Consider the following 21810-nt stretch of genomic DNA (forward strand, 5'->3'; position numbering starts at 1 on the left):
CTACCTGTAGTCTTTATTATGTTATTATAAATCTATTGAAGAATAATGCCATCTTAACATTGCGTTGATGTAAATAAGATACGTCCATTCGAGGGCTAGAGAGGGGTACGTGGGTCATGCAGCGGTTTGAAGAAAGCGTATACCAATTGATTGTGGAAACTTCTACAAATCTGCCGGGGGATGTCCGGCGCGCGCTCAACCGGGGAAAAGCGATGGAAAATCAAGCGACCCGGGCGGGTCTGGCGTTATCGACCATATCGCGGAATATTAAAATGGCGGAGGAGCAAGTGTCTCCGATTTGTCAGGATACCGGCATGCCGACATTTATCATTCACACCCCTGTGGGCGCCAATCAGATCGAGATGAAGCGCGGCATTCATGCGGCGATCCAGAGGGCTACCCAAGAAGGCAAGCTTCGTCCCAATTCCGTAGATTCGCTGACGGGGGAGAATAGCGGCGATAATCTGGGGGAAGGCACCCCGGTGATTCATTTCGAGCAGTGGGAACAAGATTACATCGATCTGCGGCTGATTCTCAAAGGCGGCGGCTGCGAAAATAAAAATATCCAGTACAGCCTTCCGGCGGAGCTGGAAGGGCTCGGGCGGGCCGGACGGGATTTGGACGGCGTCCGCAAATGCATCCTGCATGCGGTTTATCAGGCTCAGGGGCAGGGATGCAGTGCCGGGTTTCTTGGTGTTGGCATCGGCGGCGACCGCACGACGGGATACGAGCTGGCGAAGCGGCAGCTGTTCCGTTCCGCGGATGACATCAATCCCGTTTCCGAACTGGATCGTCTGGAACGTTACGTGATGGAAAACGCCAATAAGCTGGGGATCGGTACGATGGGGTTTGGCGGGGAAGTTACGCTGCTGGGCTGTAAAATCGGGGTTGCGAATCGGTTGCCGGCCAGCTTCTTCGTCTCCGTAGCTTATAACTGCTGGGCTTTCCGCCGTCATGGGGTGGCGATTGATGCCGCTACGGGAGAAATCTCCGAATGGTTGTATGAGCGGGGGAGCGACGTTGCGATGGAGCCGGATGCGGAATTGCCGGACGATCCGGCGGCTGAGCCTGGGACTCCGGACAGACGGGAAGTTGTGCTGCATACCCCGGTTACGGAAGAGCAAATCCGCGAGCTGCGAGTCGGAGATGTCGTGGTCATAAAAGGCGAAATGCACACCGGCCGCGATGCTCTTCACAAATATTTGACGGATCATGACTCTCCGGTGGATTTGAACGGAGCGGTTATTTACCATTGCGGTCCGGTTATGCTAAAAGACGAAGCGGGCTGGCATGTTAAGGCGGCCGGTCCGACAACGAGCATTCGCGAGGAACCATACCAAGGCGATATCATCAAAAAGTTCGGGATTCGGGCCGTCATCGGCAAGGGAGGAATGGGTCCGAAAACCTTGGCGGCGCTTAAGGAGCACGGCGGGGTGTATTTAAACGCTATCGGCGGTGCAGCCCAATATTATGCCGAATGCATCACGAAGGTGAGTGGAGCGGATTTTATGGAGTTCGGCATTCCTGAAGCCATGTGGCACTTGGAAGTCGACGGATTTGCGGCGATCGTCACTATGGATTCTCACGGAGACAGCTTGCATGAAGGAGTGGAAAAAGCATCGCTTGAAAAACTGGCCGAGTTTAAAGAAGCGGTGTTCAAATCATAATGAAAACCTTTCGAAATAGGCTGACGCTCATATTGATGGGCTTGATCGGCATATCCATGCTTGCTGCGGGCATTACCATGGCCCAAGTATTTAAGGATTCCCACATCCAGGCTTTGGAAGTGAATATGGAGCGGGAAATTAATCTGCTTCAAAGTACAATGAAGTTTGTGCCGGTGGATGACCTCGCGGAAGCGAGAAGCTATTACACGGCCGAGGCTCGCAAATTGGAAAGTTTGATCGATTCGCGGGTCACTTTTGTCCAGCTCGACGGAACGGTCCTCGGGGATTCCGAAATGGACCCCCGGCAGATGGACAATCACTCGAAACGTAAAGAAATCGTATCGGCGAGCCAAGGGAAGATCGGCAGCGCGATCCGATTCAGCGACACGATTCATGAAGACATGCTTTATGTAGCGGATCGCGTGACTACGGATGCGGGGTTTGACGGATACATCCGCTTATCCATGAGTCTTGAAGCGGTGCAGCAGGGACTCAATAAAGGCTGGCTGCTTATGGCCGGCGGACTCGTCCTCCTGTTTTTGGTTGCCGCGCTGATCAGCTATCGCGTTGCGGCGGGATTGACGAAACCGCTGGAGCGAATCACCCGGGTTGCGAATCGGATCTCCAATCTTGATTACGATGCGCGGGTCAAGCTGAACCGCGGCGATGAGATCGGACAATTGGGGTATGCCATCAACGGCATGGCGGACAGCCTGCAGCGGCAGCTCAAGCTGATTCGGGACAATGAGGATTTGATGCAAAGCGTTCTGGCCAACATGATCGGCGGCATTTTGATGGTGGATGCCTCCGGCAACGTCGCTTTGATGAACCGCGGGGCGGAACGGATTTTGCGCATGAAAGCGAGATTGCTACTTGGAAAATCATACCAGAACCTGAAACGAAACTACGAGTTTACGAAGTTCGTTGAAGAGGGCATTTCGCGTAAGGAATCCATGCAGGAAGAGCGTAATGTATACGATCCCGAGGAGAAAATTTTATCTTTTGACGGAGTGCCGATGTTTGAAGATGACGGAAGCTACAGGGGAATGCTTTTTCTCATACAGGACGTGACCGACATCAGGCGTCTGGAGGTCATGCGGAGCGAATTTGTGGCAAACGTCTCCCATGAATTAAAGACACCGATTGCCGCAGTCAAGGGGTTCGCGGAAACGCTTTTGAATGGTGGTGTCAATGATGAGGAAACTACGCGTTCTTTTCTGCAAATCATTTATGATGAGGGCGACCGGTTGAATCGGCTGATCGGCGATATTCTGGAATTGTCCAAAATCGAATCGAAGCGGATTCCGCTCGAATATGCCCCGGTGCAGTTGAAAGAGCTGTTCGACAGAATTTTCGAGGTGCTCCATTCCGCGGCGGATAATAAATCGATTACGATGGCGCATGAAATTCCCGAGCACATGTTTATCGAAGGCGATGAAGACCGGCTGCGGCAAATTTTTATGAACCTGCTCTCCAATGCCATCAGCTATACGCTTGAAGGCGGAAAGGTGCGGGTCGATGCCGACATCGTCAATGAGGGAGGGGAAGATGAGCGGGTTCGCTTTATTGTGAGCGACACGGGAATTGGCATTCCCAAAAAAGATTTGCCGCGAATTTTCGAGCGTTTTTACAGGGTTGATAAAGCGAGATCGCGCAGTTCGGGCGGAACCGGACTCGGCCTTTCCATCGTGAAGCATCTTGTGGATCTGCACCACGGTACCATCCGCGTCGAGAGCAAAGTCGGCGAGGGAACATCATTTATATTAGAGCTTCCACTTATGCATAATATGGATGAATAGACTTTTTCTTGACGGAGCGAAGATATACTTTTGAATTTTTTACACACCGTTAACAAAATAGTGCTATGCTGTGCATGTCATGATGTAACGGTTCCATGTTTGAGTTCGTACGTTACAAAAAATGGGGGGTTCTATGACACAGCGTTTATTGGTAATTGAGGATGAGCCAACATTGTCCAGACTTCTATCTTACAATCTTTCGAGCGAAGGATACGAAGTGGTTGTGGAAGAGCATGGACAAAGCGGCTGCGATACGGCGCTCAAGCAAGAGTTTGATCTGATTCTGCTCGATTTGATGCTGCCGGGAATGAATGGTTTTGAAATTATGTCCAAGCTTCGAACCGAAGGCGTTAAAACGCCGGTAATTATCCTTACGGCCAAAAATGCGGAGGAAGAAGTGGTTCAAGGGTTGAAATCCGGCGCGGACGATTATATCACCAAACCGTTTGGCGTAGCCGAGCTGCTTGCCCGGGTGGCTGCGGTACTTCGAAGATCCAGTGGACAAGATGACCGGGAAGTTGTCGCTCCGCAAGAAAACACTCAGATTTCTCTGGGTGCATTAACGATATTTCCTGAGAAATATGAAGTTACTCTGAGCGGAGAGTCGATCACGCTGCGTCCGAAAGAGTTTGAGGTGCTGCTCTATCTTGCCCGCAAGCCCGGAGTGGTTATGACGAGAGATGACCTCATGAACGCCGTATGGGGGTTCGATTATATCGGAGGCCAGCGGACGGTGGATGTGCATGTCAGCTCATTGCGCAAAAAGCTTGAGCTCGACCCTCAGTCGGTCCATATCGATTCCATTCGCGGTGTTGGGTACAAACTGGTCGTTAACAAGAAAAAAAGCGTCCATCATATATCTTGAGATGATGGGCGTTTTTCTATTTCGTAAAATAAATTTTACACAGTCCGCCATTGCGGAAAACATTAATCGAATACATCCACTCTATGATTTTAACAGAGACAGGCATATTTCGATCGGGGAGTGGTATTGGTGAGTGAACAGGCAATCGCCGTTCTAGAACGGCCCTTAACGGAGGGCAATCCTGCCGTGGACACAGAGAAAATTGAAATGGTGCAGGAGACCTCCCGGAATGAGGAAGCCGAAAGTACAGTACATACGAATTTATACAGCAGAACGGTTTCCGTGATTAGCCCTGAAGAGTCTTGCCGCATTGTTTTGCAGATGTTTCAAAAGGAACGGGATCTGCCTTGTATCGTGGTATGTGACAAAAATAACATTCCTGTTGGCCTTTTGATGAGAGACGCTTTCTATCGCCAACTGGCGGGAAGATTTGCCGCCGATTTGTTTTATGAGCAGTCGGCGCAAAGATTCGCGAGCGAGAAGCCGCTCGTATGCGAATTGTCCACGCCGGCGCGTGAATTGCTGGATGCCGCGCTGGGACGGGAGGAAGCTCATTTCTATGATTCGTTGGTAATTACCGTTGAAGGACAATTTCACGGTATTTTGACGGTGCAGGATTTAATGCTTATGTCCCGGGATTTACAGCGGGAAGCGGATGAATCGCGCAGAGGGACCGTACGAGAGAGCCGTGACCGTGTGGTTGAAATCGAAAATGCGGTTTCCGAGGTTTCCATGGCGGCCGAGCGCAATTTGCGCGAGTCCGAAACAATGACCGGACTGGCTGCGGCGGGGAGACTTGAGCTTGAAGAAGTAAAAGCCTCTTTTGCGCGTGTGCTTGAAATGACACGTTCCCAAGAAAAACAAGTAGCGGAGCTGCTGGCGCGTGCCGGAGACATTTCGTCGTTTGCCGGACAAATCCAAACGCTGGCGGATCAAAGCGGCATGCTGGCCATGAACGCTTCCATCGAAGCGGCCCATGCAGGCGAGCACGGACGCGGATTTGCAGTGGTGGCGAATGAAGTCAGAAAGTTGGCCATGCAGACGAAAAAGTTTTCGGAAGAGATCGGCTCGACGCTGAAAGTCGTGAACAGTCTGGTCAAGCAAACGGCCGGTACGGCTTCGTCCACCGCCTCGGAAATGGAGGACAGCCATGTCCGGGTAGGCAAGGCCGATCATACGTTTGAATCCTTGGTGGAATCCGCCCATTCGGTAGAGCAAAGAGGGAATGAAATGTATCAATCGTCCGACATTGCGGCTCGCAGAACCACGCTTGTATTGCATGAACTGAGCCGTTTGGCCGAAACGAATTGATTTATAGAAATTCAATTTTTACATTGCGTTAACATTACTGCCCAATTGGTTTTACATAATAAAGATAAAATATTGTTTATGGTTATACAGCCCGTTTTGAATAGTATCCCGGTGATTTCAGGAAGGATACTTATTAGTGAAGGAGAACTGACATGAGCTCAATCATTCATATTGAAAAATTGAATTTGTTCTATAATCAATTCCATGCGTTGAAAGACGTATCGCTTGAAATTCCCGAGAAGGCTATCACCGCTTTTATCGGACCGTCCGGTTGCGGGAAATCGACGCTGCTGCGGACGCTTAACCGGATGAACGATATGATCCCCGGCACGCGGATCGAAGGCTCCGTGCAAATCGCCGGAACGGAAATCTATGGGGAAGACGTTCAGGTTGAAGCGCTGCGCAAACAGGTTGGCATGGTATTCCAACAGCCAAACCCGTTCCCTAAATCGATTTACGACAACGTAGCGTACGGTCCTCGCTTGCATGGGATCAAAAGCAAAGCGAAACTGGATGAGATCGTAGAACAAAGCTTGCGTCAGGCGGTCCTTTGGGACGAAGTGAAGGATTTTCTAAAACGTTCGGCACTTAGCTTGTCGGGCGGACAGCAGCAACGTTTGTGTATTGCTCGGGCGATTGCCGTGCAGCCGGACATCCTGCTTATGGACGAAGCGACTTCGGCGCTGGATCCGATTTCGACACTTAAAATTGAAGAATTGGTGCAACAGTTAAAAGACAGGTATACCATTGTTATGGTTACGCATAACATGCATCAAGCGGCTCGTATTTCCGGGCGTACCGTCTTTTTCCTAAATGGCGAAATCGTAGAGGCGGACGACACCAAAAAGCTGTTCTCGACGCCGCAGGATGCACGTACCGAAGATTACATTTCCGGCCGTTTCGGATAATACAAGGAGGCACTTGGTTAATGATTCAAAGAAGAGAATTCGATCAGCATCTAGAGGAGCTTCGTCAGCTGCTTAGACAAATGGGTGAGCAGGTGGAACAGCAGCTTAAGGGAGCTATCGTGGCCCTGCAAATGCTCAATTCCAATAAAGCTAAGGAAGTTGTGGAGCGCGACATTGAACTGAACCGGATGGAAGAAGAAATTATGGAGATCGGTTCTCGTTTGATCGTGACCCAACAGCCGGTGGCTAAGGACCTGCGCCGGATTATCGTTGCTTTCAAAATTTCCAGCGACTTGGAGCGTATGGGCGATTTGGCCGTAGATATCGCGAAGGTCACAATGCGTCTGGAAGGACATTCGTTGATTAAACCGCTCGTTGATATCCCGAAAATGACGGATTTGGTCATTACGATGATCAAAGAGTCGCTTCAATCTTATTTGGATGAAAACACGGATTTGGCTTTTAAAATGGCCAAAGACGACGACGAAGTGGATCACCTTTACAGTCAAACGATCCATGAGCTGTATCAATTTATGATTGAGCATCCGGACTCTCTGCAGCAAGCGATGCTGCTGACACTGGTGGGCCGCTATATTGAGCGGATCGCCGACCATGCTACGAATATCGGTGAAAGCGCCGTATACCTCGTAACCGGTGAACGCCCGGATTTGAATCAATAATCCCTTAACCAACCCCTTAATTTTTCGCATACCGTCCCTGTTTGCATGCCGGCAAGCAGGGACGGTTTATTTTTTCCTTAACACACAGGTTGAATTATGCGACAATAGATCAGGTTCAATCTTTTGCACGATTTAGGAAATTTAGGCCGGTTGTGTAATACGTGGACGCCTGTGTTATCATTATTAAAAGGAAGAAAAGACGCGGGGGACGAGGTGCCGTATGGATAAATTGATTCTAATAGACGGAAACAGCATTATTTACCGTGCTTTTTTTGCCATGCCGCCGCTGACAAATTCAAGCGGTCTGCATACCAATGCCGTTTTCGGATTTACAAATATGCTGCTTAAGTTAATTCAGGAAGAGAATCCAAGTCATATTATGGTGGCGTTTGACGCAGGGAAAATTACATTCCGCCATGAGGGCTATCAGGAATATAAAGGCGGACGGGACAAGACACCGCCCGAATTGTCGGAACAATTTCCCCTTCTGCGTGAACTGCTAGAAAGCTTCGGCATCGCTTGGTTTGAACTGTCAGGTTACGAGGCCGATGACATTATCGGAACCATGAGCAAGCAGGCGGAGGATTCCGGACGCGAGGTGCTTGTAGTCACGGGTGACAAAGACATGCTTCAAGTTGTTACGGATCGCGTCAAGGTGGCGTTAACCCGGAAAGGCGTCAGTGAAGTGGAGCCGTATGGCCCGAAAGAAATCGAAGAGCGGTATGGTCTGAAGCCGGAGCAAATCATCGACCTGAAAGGACTGATGGGCGATACCTCCGACAATATTCCGGGCGTGCCGGGAATCGGGGAGAAGACGGCGCTTAAATTGCTCCATCAATACGGTTCTGTGGAAGAAGTACTCGCTCACACGGATGAACTGAAAGGGAAGATGAAAGAAAATCTCGTTAACCATGCCGAGGACGCCCGGATGAGCAAACGGCTCGCAACGATTTTTCGCGAGGTGCCCGTGGATCGGTCATGGGAGAATATGACTTTTGCGGGAATCGAGGGAGATAAAGCTCTGCCGATGCTGCGCAAGCTCGAATTCAAATCGCTTATGGATCGGTTGACTTTCGCATCCGGGGTTCACGGAAACGAAAGTGGGGAAAAAGAGCAGACGTCTGCGGTGAGCGAGGTTGATGTAACGATCGCGGATTCGGCGATATTGCCGGAATTGATCGGACTGCTGCCTACGATCGAATGTATCGTTGTTGAATCGTATGGGGAAAATCCTCACCGTGCCGGCATGATGGGAGTCATGCTTTCGAACCCTGAACGCCATTATTTTTTGCCGTTTGAACTGCTTAAGCTTGAAGAGGCCGCTCCTGTCACCGCTTGGCTGGCAGACGAAACCATGCCGAAACGGGGTTACGATCTGCATCGGGCGGATTTGGCTCTGCATTGGCATGGTATCGCGTTTGCGGGCGCGGAGCATGACGTTCAACTAGCCGCCTATTTGCTCGATCCGACGGAGAATGACCAATCCGTGAACGGTCTTGCGGATAAATACGGCTTGCCGCATCTGCCTGCCGATGAAGAGGTGTACGGAAAAGGCGCCAAATTTAAAGTGCCCGACCAGGCAATATTAAGCTGCCATATGGCTCGCAAAGCGGATGCGCTGCTGCGCATCATTCCGCTTCAGCGCAGCGATCTGGCGAAATATGAAATGAACCGGCTGTTTTATGAGCTGGAAATGCCGCTGTCGCGAATTTTGGCGGACATGGAAAAACAGGGCGTATTGGTAAATCAAGAAACGCTGAAAGAGCTCGGAAGCGAATTCGAGACTCAGATCCATTCGCTGGTTTCGCGCATTTATGAAATCGCCGGAACGGAATTCAATCTTAATTCGCCCAAACAATTGGGAGAAATTTTGTTTGACAAGTTAAGTTTGCCCGTGATCAAGAAAACCAAAACCGGGTATTCGACCGATGCGGAAGTGCTTGAGAAGTTGGCGCCTTATCACGAGATCGTCCAGTTCATTTTGGAATACCGCCAGCTTTCCAAGCTTCAGTCCACTTATATCGAAGGTTTATTGAAGGAAATTTCTCCGGAAACGGGAAAAGTGCATACGTATTTCCGCCAGACAGTGGCCGCGACGGGAAGACTCAGTAGCCAATTCCCGAATCTGCAAAACATTCCGATACGCCTTGAAGAAGGACGCAAGATCCGTAAAGCGTTCGTTCCCTCGGAAGAAGGCTGGTTTATCTTGGCTTCGGACTACTCGCAGATCGAACTGCGGGTGCTTGCCCATATTTCGGGCGACCAAGGCTTGCAGGAAGCTTTCCTTCATAATATGGATATCCATACGAAAACCGCGATGGACGTCTTTGGAGTCGGACCGGATCAGGTAGACGCGAACATGCGCCGTTCCGCCAAAGCGGTCAATTTCGGTATCGTGTACGGGATCAGCGATTACGGTTTATCTCAGAACCTGAACATTACGAGAAAAGAAGCGGCAAGATTCATCGATCAATATTTCGATGCCTTCCAGGGCGTTCGCCGTTATATGGACGATATCGTAAAAGAAGCGAAAAAGAGCGGTTACGTTAAAACGCTGCTGGAACGGCGGCGGTATTTGCCGGAAATCAACGCCTCCAACTTTAACCTGCGTTCTTTCGCCGAGCGTACGGCGATGAATACGCCGATTCAGGGCACGGCCGCCGATATTATCAAGCTCGCGATGGTGCTGATGGACGAAACTTTGCATAAGCACGGCTTGAAGAGCCGCATGCTGCTGCAGGTGCATGACGAACTGGTCTTCGAGGTGCCGCCGGAGGAACTGGAGATGATGACCAAGCTTGTCCCCGAAACGATGGAGAAGGCGCTTGCGTTGTCCGTGCCTCTCAAAGCCGAAGTCAGCAGCGGGACAAATTGGTACGAAGCGAAGTAATTTGAGATGGCCCAAGTGTAGCCGGATCATTGACGGAGGCTTAATTTTCCGCCATTTTGCTGTAACATTGGCAGGTTTTAATTTTTATGAGTCCTAATCCGACTTCAAGAACAAGAGGTGAGACATCATGCCGGAACTACCCGAAGTAGAAACGGTCAGAAAAACGCTGACCGGTTTGATTGTCGGCAAAACGATCGAGTCCGTCATCGTGTCGCTGCCGCGGATCATTCAGCGGCCGGACGATATTCGTCGTTTCGAGACTGAACTTGCGGGGCATCAAATATTGGAGGTCGCGCGCCGGGGCAAGTTTTTGCGCATTATCTTGGATGGGCTGGTGCTTGTTTCCCATCTGCGCATGGAAGGCCGATACGGCGTTTACGATAAAGGAGATCCGGTGGAAAAGCATACCCATGTCATTTTCCGTTTTACGGATGGCAAGGAGCTGCGTTACAAGGATGTTCGGCAATTCGGGACGATGCATCTGTTTTTGCCTGGCGAGGAATTCATCCATAAGCCATTGGTCCAACTTGGTCTCGAACCGCTGGATCCTTCCTTTACTTCCGAAAGTTTTCGCGAGGTCATCTCCAAACGTACCACCAAGATCAAGCCGACTTTGCTGAACCAGGAATATGTCGTAGGACTGGGGAATATTTATGTGGATGAAGCTTTGTTCCGGGCAGGCATTCATCCGGAGCATCCGGCGAACCGTCTATCGCCTTCCCAACTGGACAAGCTTTACGATGCGATTATCGAAACGCTGGCGGAAGCGGTGGAAGCGGGAGGATCTTCCGTTAAATCCTATGTTAACGGTCAAGGGGAGATGGGGATGTTTCAGCACTCCTTGCGCATTTATGGCCGAAAAAACGAGCCGTGCGTAAACTGCGGGCATCCGGTGGAGAAAACGGTGGTCGGTGGGCGGGGAACCCATTTTTGTCCTTCATGCCAACCCCCATACGGGACAAGCGGCGTCCGGAAGAAATCGGCTGGTTCCTCCGCCAAAAGTCCCAAAGACAAACAGTGAGGTGTTCAAGCGATGAATATCGGATTAACCGGAGGAATCGCTACCGGGAAAAGCACCGTTTCCCAAATGCTCGTGCGGCGCGGGGCGGCTCTGATTGACGCGGATGTGATTGCAAGAGAGATCATGGAGCCGGGGCATCCGGTATTGGATAAGGTAACCGAGCGGTTTGGACGGACGATCCTGCTGCCGGATGGAAGGCTGGACCGTAAGAAATTGGGTGAAATCGTGTTCAAGAATCCGGAGGAGCGCAAATCGCTGGAAAATATCACACATCCGGCCATTCGCCAGGAAATGGCCGAGCGCCTTTCCAGACTTGAAGAGAGCGACCCGCGCAGACTCGTTGTCGCCGATATCCCGCTTTTGTACGAGTCGGGACTTGAGAGCCTGTATGAAGCCATTATGGTTGTATACGTTCCGAGGGAACTGCAGATGGAAAGGCTGATTCATAGGGACGGACTAAGCAAGGAGGCGGCGGAGAGCAGGCTGAATGCCCAAATGGATATTGAACGGAAAAAGGAGATGGCCGACATATTGATTGACAACAGTCTTGGAGTAGAGGAGACGGAGAAGCAAATCGACAGTTTTTGGCGGGATATGGTTGGATTATGAGGTGGCTGCGGAAAAAAAGGGTGCTGCTTTTGCTGCTTCTGGGATTTACGGTTATGATATTTTTTAATTCCACGTGGCTGTCGTTTTTTTATCCGATATACTATAAAGAGGAAATTCGCTATCATTCGCAAAAAAACGGCGTTGATCCTTTCATGGTTGCCGCTATTATTAAGGTGGAGACCAATTATAAACCAGGGGCCCAGTCTAGAAAAGGCGCGCTTGGCATTATGCAGATCATGCCGGATACGGCACAATGGGTTATCGGCAAAGCTAAACTTCCCGATATGACTCTGGATCAGGTCCAGAATGAAATCGGGTCGAACCTGCAAATCGGCACGTCGTATTTGAAACTGTTGTCTGCCCAATTTGACGGAAACGAGATCGCTATGATTGCCGCATATAACGCAGGGCCGGCCAATGTGAAAAATTGGCTTCAGAACGGAGTTTGGGATGGCCGTCTTGAAACCGCCAAGAATATCCCATTCGGAGAAACTCGGCATTATGTCCAGAGGGTGTCCCATTATTACAAACAATATTCCGAAATCTACGATCAGTTTTGATCTTTTCATAAAAAGAAGACATTGACAAACGGGTTACGCTTGCCAATGCCCTCCGGTTATGATCGGTTGTTATTTAAATTGACCTGCCAAAGATTGCTCGGCTAAGGTTACCAAACGTTTTGTAATGTAACCCCCGATCGAACCGTTTTCGTAAGAAGTCAGGTTACCAGCATATCCGTCTTGTGGGAAAGAAATGCCAAGTTCCTGAGCTACTTCATATTTCATTTGTTCGAGAGCTCCGGAAGCTTGCTTAACCACTAGGTTGTTCGAAGAGTTGCTGTTTTGGGCCATGTTGTTCACCTCCTTGTGGTTGGTAACAGTATTATGTACCGGGACCCGCAACTTCATTACGAATTTTTTAAGTTATATATTGGAATTGATTGCAAAAGAGTATCAGAGGATGAAAGGAGGCTTTTACACTTGAAATGTCCGTACTGCGACTACCTGGGAACCAAAGTGCTTGATTCCAGGCCAGCTAACGAGAATCGATCCATTCGCCGCCGCAGGGAGTGCGAAAGATGCAGCCGACGCTTTACCACCTTTGAAATGGTCGAAGAAATGCCTCTTATCGTCATTAAGAAGGATGGAAGCCGTGAGGAATTCAACCGTGAAAAGATGCTTCGGGGACTGATAAGAGCCTGCGAGAAGCGGCCCGTATCCGTGGAACAGCTTGAGTCCGTCGTATCGGAAGTCGAGCGGTCGATCCGGCATTCGGCCAACGCGGAGGTTGAAAGCCGAGAGATTGGGGAATTAATGATGGAACAATTATACCCGGTGGATGAGGTGGCTTATGTACGCTTCGCTTCGGTGTACCGCCAATTTAAAGATATCAATATGTTCATGAAGGAATTGAAAGGACTATTGTCAAAAAATACGGGCGAGGAACAATAAGCTGCATTGGTTTTTCATTTCTGGATATAAAAACGCTCTTGCGGGAATACTCGCAGGAGCGTTTTTATTTTACACAGATTTTACAAAACTAAAACATAGGTCTGATAAAAGGTGCCTATAATCATTATGTACAAACAAACAAGGGGGAAACAACCGATCATGAAGAAAAGTTTATTGTTAGTTTTGACTCTCATCTTGACATTCACCTTGGCTGCCTGCGGTCAAAATAACAGTGCTAATAACACGGCAAACCAAGGCGCATCGAACAACGGCTCGTCCAACGAAGCAACGGGTAACGGCGGCAATGCGGCAAGCTCTGATTTGTCCGGTTCAATTTTAGCGGTAGGTTCTACGGCGCTTCAACCGCTCGTGGATCAAGTTTCCAAAAAATTTATGGATCAAAACCCTAACGTTTCTATACAGGTTCAAGGCGGCGGCAGCGGCACTGGTTTGACTCAAGTATCCGGCGGTCAGGCCGACATCGGTAACTCCGACGTATTCGCTGAAGAAAAATTGGATGCAGGTCCTGCCGGTGAATTGGTTGACCATCAAGTGGCTGTAGTTGGTATGGCTGCTGTAGTAAATCCGGATGTAAATGTTGACAACTTGACTAAAGACCAACTGGTTCAAATCTTCACCGGCAAAATTACAAACTGGAAAGATGCTGGCGGTCCTGATCAAAAAATTCAAATCGTAAACCGTCCTTCCAGCTCCGGTACTCGCGCTACTTTTGAAAAATATGCGCTTGGCCAAAAAACCGAAGACCTTCAAGGTTCGATTCAAGAAGACGCATCCGGTACCGTTAAAAAACTGGTAAGCGAAACTCCGGGAGCCATTGGTTATCTGGCACTGTCTTACCTCGACGATACGGTTAAAACCGTGAAATATGAAGGTGTAGATGCAACGGTAGACAACATCGCAAACGGAACTTATCCGGTTTGGGCTTATGAGCACATGTACACCAAGGGCGAACCGAATGATGTTGTTAAAGCATTCCTTGATTACTTGGCTTCCGATGAAGTGCAAAACGCAGACGTTGTTGACCTGGGTTACATCCCTGCCAGCAAAATGCAAGTAAAACGTGATGCTTCCGGAGCTATTACGAAGTAATCCACATAACACGCTAACATCATAACGCGCAGGATAAGAGGCGGATTTCTCTGCCTCTTTCTGTGCTGTGTAAAGGGAGAGGTTTCATTGGCTCAGTCCGGCGACAGAAAAAAAGTACAGCCGCATATTATTGAAGAATGGACCGGGAAAATATATACGTCATTATGTATTGTTTTGTTAATTGTGACCATTTTTTCAATGGTTTATTTTGTTGCAACTAAAGGGTTAAGTTCGTTTATACAAGACGGCATATCGATTCGTGAGGTTTTTGGGGGAACGGATTGGAGACCGGATGGAGAGCCCGCGGTATTTGGCGCGCTTCCGTTTATTTTCGGCTCGTTCAGCACATCCATCCTTGCGGCGTTGATCGCTGCGCCGCTAGGAATTTCAGCCGCATTGTTTATGGTTGAAATTATGCCGGGCTTTGGTAAAAGATTTTTGCAGCCGGTTATCGAACTTTTGGCCGGTATCCCGTCCGTTGTATACGGCTTTGTCGGTTTGACGGTGATCGTGCCGCTTTACAGAGGAATTTTTCCTGGACAAGGTCTTGGTATTCTCGCCGGGGCTACAGTCTTATCGATCATGATTTTGCCGACGATTACCTCGATTGCAACGGATGCTTTAGCCGCTTTGCCGCCGGGCCTGAAGGAAGGCTCTTATGCTTTGGGTGCGACAAGATGGCAGACGTTATCCCGAACCGTGCTTCCTACTACGATGCCTTCCCTGATGACCGGGGTAGTCCTCGGGATGGCCCGTGCCTTCGGAGAAGCGCTCGCCGTACAAATGGTGATCGGGAACGCGCCTCATATTCCGCACTCCCTGTTTGAGTCAACCTCCACACTGACCAGCGTCATCACGCTGAGCATGGGGAATACCGTTACGGGCTCTACGCAGAATAATGTGCTGTGGACGCTTGCGCTAATTCTCATGCTGATGACATTTGTGTTTGTGTTTGTTGTACGTTGGCTTGAAAGGAGAGCAAAACGATGAGCGCTAAAACAGCGGATAAAATTGCAACTGCGGTGATTATCGGTCTCGCGAGCCTGATTGTCGCCATTATGATAGGATTGCTCGGCTTTATTTTGGTTCGTGGACTGGGCCATGTAAGTTTTCACTTTTTGACTTCTTCGCCGGAAACGATCAAGGCAGGCGGCGGGATTGGCCCGCAGCTGTTCAACTCGATTTTCCTGCTGGTGCTGACTTTGATCATCACTATTCCGCTTGGTCTGGGAGCAGGTATCTATATGAGCGAATATGCCAAGCCCGGTAAAGTTACGGATTTTATCCGTTTGGTGGTTGAAGTGTTGTCCTCCTTCCCTTCCATCGTGGTGGGCTTGTTTGGACTTTTGGTTATTGTTAATATTTTCGGCTTCGGTTTTTCTTTGTTTTCGGGCGCATTGGCTTTGACCGTATTTAACCTTCCTCTGATGGTGCGGATTACGGAACAAGGGATGGCGAGCGTTCCCCAGGCGCAAAAAGAAGCGAGCTTGGCGCTTGGCTTGTCCAAATGGAAAACCATCGTATCGATCATGCTGCCGATCGCGCTGCCGATCATTTTGACGGGGACAATTCTGGCTGCCGGCCGCGTATTTGGCGAAGCCGCTGCATTGCTGTTTACCGCCGGGATGAGCAGTCCGAGACTGGATTTTACCAACTGGAACCCGCTTAGCCCGATGTCTCCGCTAAATCCTTTCCGTCCGGCAGAAACGCTGGCAGTCCATATATGGAAAATCAATTCCGAGGGTCTGGCTCCGGATGCCCCGGAAATTGCCGCGGGCGCTTCCGCCGTGCTGATCATTACGGTACTGCTGTTCAATTTGCTGGCCCGCTGGCTTGGACGCAGATTGCATAAGAAATTCACGGCTACGAAATAGGAGGACTGGAAGTGCAAAACATCGAATTGTCGACCAAGGACTTAAGCGTCTTCTATGGGGAGAAGCAAGCGGTCAAAAATATATCTCTGGACTTTGCGTCACGTCAAGTTACGGCTCTGATCGGTCCGTCCGGCTGCGGAAAATCGACGTTTCTGCGCAGCTTGAACCGCATGAACGACTTGATCAGCGGAGCCCGGATCACCGGCGATATCTGGATCGGCGAGGATAATATCAACGATCCGAAAACGGACGTGGTTTTACTCCGCCAAAAGATCGGGATGGTCTGGCAGCGCCCCAATCCTTTTCATAAATCGATTTATGAAAATATTGCGTTTGGCCCGCGCTATCACGGCATTCGCAATAGGAAAAAGCTCGACCAGATTGTGGAGGAGTCCTTAATCAAGGCTGCGCTTTGGAACGAAACGAAAGACCGGCTGCACGATTCCGCCCTCTCGTTGTCGGGTGGGCAACAGCAGCGTTTATGTATAGCAAGATCGATTGCCGTGAACCCAAGCATTATTTTAATGGATGAACCGGCATCGGCGCTCGACCCGGTGTCCAGCGCCAAAATCGAAGAGCTGATCGCCGAGCTGAAACGCGAATACTGCATTATTATCGTGACTCACAATATGCATCAGGCTGCCCGGATATCCGAAAAAACCGCCTTCTTCCTCATGGGCGAACTTGTGGAATTCGACGATACGAGCAGAATGTTTACAAACCCTTCGGAGAAAAGAACGGATGACTATATCTCCGGAAGATTCGGCTAATCCTTGTCTTGAAATATGACGAATTTGTTCTCCAAATCCCTGCCTGGACGATAGTCCAGGCAACGAACTGGGCCTGGGCCTCTTTTGAATTGGAGTTTCCTTGATTATACTGTTAACATGTAATTAAGGTGCTTCATGGCAGCGCCTTGGTATCAGGGAAAAGGAGACAGATCATGAACGTGCTGGGCTGGATTGAACGGATGTTCGAGCACTACGGTTATTTCGTGCTGGTGTTCGGACTGCCCGTCGATTTTATCGCATTGCCGCTTCCTCCAGGGCAAACGACGTTGACTTATACAGGATATTTGGCTTATAAAGGTGTGCTCAGCTTGCTGCCGGCGATACTCGCCGGGCTTGCGGGCTCTATCATCGGCGTTACGGTAACCTATCTGATCGGTTACAGGCTCGGAGCGCCGCTGATCGAGCGTTACGGCAAGTGGATCTTTTTAAAGCCCGCTCATTTGGAGAAGACCAAATTCATTTATGAAAAATACGGCAACCGGATGCTGCTGATCAGCTTTTTTGTGCCGGGCGTCAGGCAGTTTTTCGGTTATTTTGTCGGAATTATACGGGTTCCTTTCCGGTCGTTCGCTCTATATGCTTATACCGGGGCTGCCTTATGGGTCATTGTGTTTGTCAGCGTAGGTTATGTTTTTGGCGAGCAGTGGCAGTTTGCATTTACGTTAATCAACAAATATTTGAAATACTTTTTTATCGGCCTGGGCGTGATAGTGGCGGTTTTTCTCTTCGTCAAGTGGCGCAAGTGGCGGTTGAAAGTGGCGAAATATTAAGATTTGATGATAATCAAAAGACGCCGGGTAAGGTTACCTCAGCGTCTTTTTTTATTTTTTCGAGTGGAAGTAAGATACGATCTGGACAAAAGGTCTTCGATGTCAAGTTCCTCCTCGGGCGTGGCTTCAAGACCCTCTTGCTTAAGTCTGAGCAGGGAGAGCAGCTCGAAGAGATCGCCCAAAACGGTAAATCCGGCACCGATAATTGCCAAATCGTCTGAACCTAACTCGGCATCTGCATATTGCTGCACAATTTTCTGTGTATTTTTTTTCCTTGCCAAGCACACCACCTACTCCGAATCGTCTTGCAGTATCATATGCAGCCAATAAATAGCTTGATTAGGCAATTTCAAAGGATCTACAGTGGCCTGAAAAACAACCGGGCATTCATTTTGTTTAAATTTGAGCTAAAGCCGTGACTGAAAACAAAGGGCGACAATATGATGTCGTATACTCAAAAAGGAGGCGAAACCATGTCGGGATATGATGTAGGAAACGGCGGTCCGGTTGGACCGGTTGGAGGTCTGTGGACTTCTACAGGCGTTATTTTGGTGTTGTTCATCCTTTTGGTTATTGTTTCTAAGGCTTTCGTATTCTAATCATCTCGATATGAGGGCTTGCTGCAAAAATCACTGGCGCATTTCGCGCCGGTGATTTTTTATGGAGCACACAGGAATACGGATGAGAGGCTTGCAATTTTTCGCGGTCGTTAATGATTCGACGAACAACAAAAAGCAGCCACCTGGCCTTATGATATGACCGACCGGGTATGGGATGACTCCGGCGTTATCCCTTCGTTCCGCCCTGAAGTCCGAATCCTTTGGACATAAACTGCTGGGAAAGGATGTACAAAAGCACGGAAGGAAGCGCATATAAAATGGAGAATGCGGCCAAATTTCCGTATTCGACCATGCCGTATTGTCCGAAGAACTGGTAGAGCTTAAGCGAAGCCGGGAAGTTTTCGGGAGACTGGAGCAGAATGTACGGGACAAAAAAGTTCCCCCAACTGCCCGAGAACGTAAAAATCGCGACTGTACAAATACCCGGAATCATCAAAGGAGCGATGACTTTACGAATTCCGGTGAATACCGAAGCGCCGTCCACCCATGCCGCTTCCTCCAGATCATGGGGAACGGAGTCCATGAAGTTCTTCAACATCCATATGCCGTAAGGCATGGAGGAGGCGATGTAAAATAAAATAACTCCGTAAATATGGTCGTACATTTTCAGACTGAGAAACAGTTGGTATACGGGGACCATTACGGCCGTAATCGGCAGGGAAGTCATAAACAGGATTGTCAGCATGAAGGGACGCTTGTATTTCATCTGATACCGCGACAAAGGGTACGCCGCGAGCAGCGCAATCAGAACGACAAGAGCGGCTTGACCAAGGGACATAATCAGCCCGATCAAGAAGGCGCGCTGATTTTCGCTGCTGGTTATGACCTCAACATAATTGTCCGCCGTCAGTTGGCGCGGCATTTTCAGCGACTGCATCGCATTCGGATCGACCGAAGCGACAACAACCCATAAGAGCGGCAGGACAAAGCAGATACCGATGAAGGCAAGAATCGCATAGGGCAGAATCCGATATATGATTTTGCGTTGTTTAGCATTCATACGGAGTCAGTCTCCTTGTGAAGAATATACTATTTCAGCGAACGGATATAAAACAGGCTCAGCACGATGCCGATCAGCAGCAGAAGCAGGGATATCGCCGTTCCGTAGCCAAGCTGGTAATTGACGAAGGCCTGGTTGTACATAAAAATCGGCAGCGTTGTTGTCGAGTTGCCCGGTCCGCCGCCGGTCATCGCGTAGATCAGTCCGAACACGCCAAGCGTTTGCAGAGTCACCAGCATCATGTTGGTGGTGAATGTCTCCTTGATGTACGGAATAATTATCCGGGTCAGCACCTGCCATCTGGAGGCGCCGTCGACGACGGCCGCCTCCTCGACTTCGGTTGGCACATCGTCAAGCGCCGCTTGAAACACCAGCATGGAGAACGCAGTACCATGCCAGATGTTGGCCAGGACAATCGTCAGCATTGGCACTGTATACAGCCAAGTCACCGCTGGAATTCCGAAAAAGGTGATAATCGAATTCAGAGTGCCTTCATCGCCAAAAAAGCTGTAAAGGCACAGGGCGCACACGATTTCGGGCGTAACCCATCCGGCCAGCACAATGGTGCCGATAATCCGCCGGAACAGCTTGTTCTTATGCTTCATGAGGAGCGCAATGAAGAATCCGAGTATTTGCTGGCCGATCACGGCCGAGCCAAATAGGAAGATAAGCGTATTCCAGATGCTGACCCGAACCGTCGGGTCCTCGAACATTCGGACGTAATTTTCGAATCCGATGAATTTCAGTTCCCTGGCGGATTCTCCGGTTAAGGCAAGATTCGTAAAGGAATAGAAGAACGTCAAAAACACCGGGTATATAAAAAATACGAGCATAATCGCAATGGAAGGAAGCAGGAAATATAGCCAGGTCCACGTTTTTCTCTTTTTATAGGACGCGGTAGCCGTCAAGCTGCTCATTGAATGTTACTCCTCTCGCCGGCTTGGTATATGGGCCGTTATTTTTCGAGGATATGATCTTCACCGACAATGCGGGTGACGTCCTGAGCGTATTTTTTCATCGCGTCCGCAGGTGAAGTACCGCTTGCCACAGATTCCACCATGGTCTGAATTTGCGTGGACACCTCCGGATATTTGTCCTGTGCGGGCCGGAATTCAGCGTTTTTCAAATATTCGGTGGCGATTTCGTTAAACGGCATTTTGGTATAACCGGGATCTTTAGCCACATCGGCGCGTACCGTGATGTTGCCTTGGGCGATGACCACTTTTTGGCTGTTCTCTTTGTTCAGGGCAAATTTGATAAACTCCCACGCTTCGTCTTTATGTTTGGCATTGCTGGGGATGGACAAAGCCCATCCTCCCGCCAGCGTGATGGAGCCGGGAGCTTGCCCTTTGTTCGTAGGCATGGGAGCGAAACCCAGCACGTCCTTGTATTCCGGCCAAGGGGAGGCGCCGCCTTCCAGATAGTTCCCCGGAATCCAGGAACCATCGAGGGAAATCGCCAGCTTGCCCTGCGGCAGATATTCGCGGGAAGAGGTGTTACCGGCTTGCCCGTTGAGCACTTTGGAGAGCGGCGGGCCAAGCTGTTCTTTGTTTATGGTTTCAATAAAGCTCAGTGCGTCGAGGATGCCTTGGCTTTGCGTGATCCATTTGCCGCCGGCATCGTCGTAAAGGCGTTCTCCCGTTCCATAGAGCAGCATTTCGTACGTTTGCATCGAAGTGGCTTCTCCGGTGGCTTTGCCCATGTTCATCCAAATCGGCACCACCTCAGGGACCTTCTGTTTGACGGTTCTTGCCGCAGCCAGCACTTCATCCCAGTTCTTGGGCTGCCAGTCCTCGGGAAGCCCGGCCTTTTTGAAGATTTCTTTGTTGTACCAAAGCCCGCGGGAGTCCGTATTATAGGGGACGCCATACAATTTGCCGTCGCTCGCGGTGACGCCTTTCTTCATTGCTTCAATAAAAGATCCGTTGGTCCAGTCTTCCCAGTTCTTCAGCTTCTCGTCGAGCGGCTCGAGGTAACCGGCGCTGGCGTCCGAGTTGAGAATAAAGGTATCTTCCGTCACAATATCCGGGGCCGTATCCTTGGATTTCAGGGCCAAGGCAACCTTGGCAAAATAATCCCCTTCCGAAGCTTGGATCGGCGTGGGTTTGATTTCGATATTTTTGTTCGGATAAGCGGCGGATACCTCTTTGATCCATTTGTAAAACGATCCTGTTTCGCCCGCTCCGTCATCTCTATAAGTAATTGTGACGGTTGTTTTTTTGGACGAATCGGCCCCCCCGTCTTTACTGGAACAACCGATGAGCAATGTGCCGAACAAAGCCAAGCATAATACGATCGATGTAACAATTCTGATTTTCCCTTTCCCCAATCGCATTTTTTCCCCTCCCTAAGTTAAATGCGGCTGACAACAATGAGCGAGTCCAAGCAGCGGGCAAGTCGAATGACCGTGCCCCTGTCCTGAATCCGCTTTCATCTGTTTAGTT

22 protein-coding genes are annotated in these 21810 nt (G+C 49.7%); 17 read left to right on the plus strand and 5 right to left on the minus strand.

The window, feature by feature from the left end:
• Window positions 1-116: 116 nt before the first annotated feature.
• The 10 genes from ACI48K_RS18485 to ACI48K_RS18530 all read left to right on the plus strand — a co-directional run bounded on the left by ACI48K_RS18485 (window position 117) and on the right by ACI48K_RS18530 (window position 12310).
• Window positions 117-1667: a fumarate hydratase gene (locus ACI48K_RS18485; protein WP_475029097.1), complete on the plus strand. Its 1551-nt coding sequence runs from the start codon at window positions 117-119 to the stop codon at window positions 1665-1667.
• On the plus strand, window positions 1667-3466 hold the full coding sequence (gene pnpS / locus ACI48K_RS18490; RefSeq protein ID WP_475029098.1) for a two-component system histidine kinase PnpS: 1800 nt from the start codon (window positions 1667-1669) through the stop codon (window positions 3464-3466). The genes ACI48K_RS18485 and pnpS overlap by 1 nt, the downstream gene beginning before the upstream one ends.
• A 133-nt stretch (window positions 3467-3599) precedes the next feature.
• Window positions 3600-4331, plus strand: coding sequence for a response regulator transcription factor (locus ACI48K_RS18495; protein WP_475029099.1), 732 nt, complete (start codon window positions 3600-3602; stop codon window positions 4329-4331).
• Window positions 4332-4460: 129 nt separating this feature from the next.
• Window positions 4461-5642, plus strand: a complete 1182-nt coding sequence (locus ACI48K_RS18500; RefSeq protein WP_475029100.1) for a methyl-accepting chemotaxis protein — start codon at window positions 4461-4463, stop codon at window positions 5640-5642.
• A gap of 152 nt (window positions 5643-5794) precedes the next feature.
• Window positions 5795-6550 (plus strand): phosphate ABC transporter ATP-binding protein PstB, encoded by a 756-nt coding sequence (pstB, locus tag ACI48K_RS18505; protein WP_475029101.1) that lies wholly within the window; start codon window positions 5795-5797, stop codon window positions 6548-6550.
• A 20-nt stretch (window positions 6551-6570) separates the two neighbouring features.
• On the plus strand, window positions 6571-7230 hold the full coding sequence (gene phoU / locus ACI48K_RS18510) for a phosphate signaling complex protein PhoU (RefSeq protein WP_475029102.1): 660 nt from the start codon (window positions 6571-6573) through the stop codon (window positions 7228-7230).
• A gap of 220 nt (window positions 7231-7450) precedes the next feature.
• Window positions 7451-10120 carry a DNA polymerase I gene (gene polA / locus ACI48K_RS18515; RefSeq protein ID WP_475029103.1) on the plus strand — a complete coding sequence of 890 codons (2670 nt, stop codon included), beginning with the start codon at window positions 7451-7453 and terminating at the stop codon, window positions 10118-10120.
• Between the two features lie 127 nt (window positions 10121-10247).
• Complete coding sequence (gene mutM / locus ACI48K_RS18520; protein ID WP_475029104.1) at window positions 10248-11141, plus strand: DNA-formamidopyrimidine glycosylase; 894 nt, start codon at window positions 10248-10250, stop codon at window positions 11139-11141.
• 12 nt (window positions 11142-11153) lie between these two features.
• Window positions 11154-11750, plus strand: a complete 597-nt coding sequence (gene coaE / locus ACI48K_RS18525; protein WP_475029105.1) for a dephospho-CoA kinase — start codon at window positions 11154-11156, stop codon at window positions 11748-11750.
• Window positions 11747-12310, plus strand: a complete 564-nt coding sequence (locus ACI48K_RS18530) for a lytic transglycosylase domain-containing protein (RefSeq protein ID WP_475029106.1) — start codon at window positions 11747-11749, stop codon at window positions 12308-12310. The genes coaE and ACI48K_RS18530 overlap by 4 nt, the downstream gene beginning before the upstream one ends.
• A gap of 69 nt (window positions 12311-12379) precedes the next feature.
• On the opposite strand, the gene ACI48K_RS18535 is transcribed toward ACI48K_RS18530, so the two are convergent.
• Complete coding sequence (locus tag ACI48K_RS18535; RefSeq protein WP_475029107.1) at window positions 12380-12601, minus strand: small, acid-soluble spore protein, alpha/beta type; 222 nt, start codon at window positions 12599-12601, stop codon at window positions 12380-12382.
• Between the two features lie 129 nt (window positions 12602-12730).
• On the opposite strand from ACI48K_RS18535, the gene nrdR reads away from it, so the two are divergent.
• From nrdR to ACI48K_RS18565, 6 genes are all read left to right on the plus strand, one after another.
• Window positions 12731-13201, plus strand: a complete 471-nt coding sequence (gene nrdR / locus ACI48K_RS18540; RefSeq protein WP_475029108.1) for a transcriptional regulator NrdR — start codon at window positions 12731-12733, stop codon at window positions 13199-13201.
• Between the two features lie 159 nt (window positions 13202-13360).
• Complete coding sequence (locus ACI48K_RS18545; RefSeq protein WP_475029109.1) at window positions 13361-14311, plus strand: phosphate ABC transporter substrate-binding protein; 951 nt, start codon at window positions 13361-13363, stop codon at window positions 14309-14311.
• A gap of 87 nt (window positions 14312-14398) precedes the next feature.
• A complete protein-coding gene (gene pstC / locus ACI48K_RS18550; RefSeq protein WP_475029110.1) occupies window positions 14399-15301 on the plus strand; it encodes a phosphate ABC transporter permease subunit PstC in 903 nt (300 codons plus the stop codon).
• Window positions 15298-16185, plus strand: coding sequence for a phosphate ABC transporter permease PstA (gene pstA, locus ACI48K_RS18555; protein ID WP_475029111.1), 888 nt, complete (start codon window positions 15298-15300; stop codon window positions 16183-16185). Before pstC ends, pstA begins: the two co-directional genes overlap by 4 nt.
• Window positions 16186-16196: 11 nt before the next feature.
• A complete protein-coding gene (pstB, locus tag ACI48K_RS18560) occupies window positions 16197-16955 on the plus strand; it encodes a phosphate ABC transporter ATP-binding protein PstB (protein WP_475029112.1) in 759 nt (252 codons plus the stop codon).
• A 173-nt stretch (window positions 16956-17128) separates the two neighbouring features.
• Window positions 17129-17746 carry a DedA family protein gene (locus ACI48K_RS18565; RefSeq protein WP_475029113.1) on the plus strand — a complete coding sequence of 206 codons (618 nt, stop codon included), beginning with the start codon at window positions 17129-17131 and terminating at the stop codon, window positions 17744-17746.
• A 38-nt stretch (window positions 17747-17784) separates the two neighbouring features.
• Here ACI48K_RS18565 and ACI48K_RS18570 read toward each other — a convergent pair whose 3' ends face one another.
• Window positions 17785-18027, minus strand: coding sequence for a hypothetical protein (locus ACI48K_RS18570; RefSeq protein WP_475029114.1), 243 nt, complete (start codon window positions 18025-18027; stop codon window positions 17785-17787).
• A 192-nt stretch (window positions 18028-18219) separates the two neighbouring features.
• Here ACI48K_RS18570 and ACI48K_RS18575 point away from each other — a divergent pair, with 192 nt between their 5' ends.
• A complete protein-coding gene (locus ACI48K_RS18575; RefSeq protein WP_475029115.1) occupies window positions 18220-18345 on the plus strand; it encodes a sporulation protein YjcZ in 126 nt (41 codons plus the stop codon).
• A 187-nt stretch (window positions 18346-18532) separates the two neighbouring features.
• Here ACI48K_RS18575 and ACI48K_RS18580 read toward each other — a convergent pair whose 3' ends face one another.
• The 3 genes from ACI48K_RS18580 to ACI48K_RS18590 are packed head-to-tail and all read right to left on the minus strand — an operon-like array spanning window position 18533 to window position 21701.
• Window positions 18533-19366: a carbohydrate ABC transporter permease gene (locus ACI48K_RS18580; protein ID WP_475029116.1), complete on the minus strand. Its 834-nt coding sequence runs from the start codon at window positions 19364-19366 to the stop codon at window positions 18533-18535.
• A 29-nt stretch (window positions 19367-19395) separates the two neighbouring features.
• The gene (locus ACI48K_RS18585) at window positions 19396-20283 is read right to left on the minus strand and encodes a carbohydrate ABC transporter permease (RefSeq protein WP_475029117.1); all 888 of its coding nucleotides are present in this window, start codon (window positions 20281-20283) and stop codon (window positions 19396-19398) included.
• Window positions 20284-20321: 38 nt separating this feature from the next.
• Window positions 20322-21701 (minus strand): ABC transporter substrate-binding protein, encoded by a 1380-nt coding sequence (locus tag ACI48K_RS18590; protein WP_475029118.1) that lies wholly within the window; start codon window positions 21699-21701, stop codon window positions 20322-20324.
• Window positions 21702-21810 lie beyond the last annotated feature (109 nt).

The organism is Paenibacillus terrisolis, from assembly GCF_056171975.1.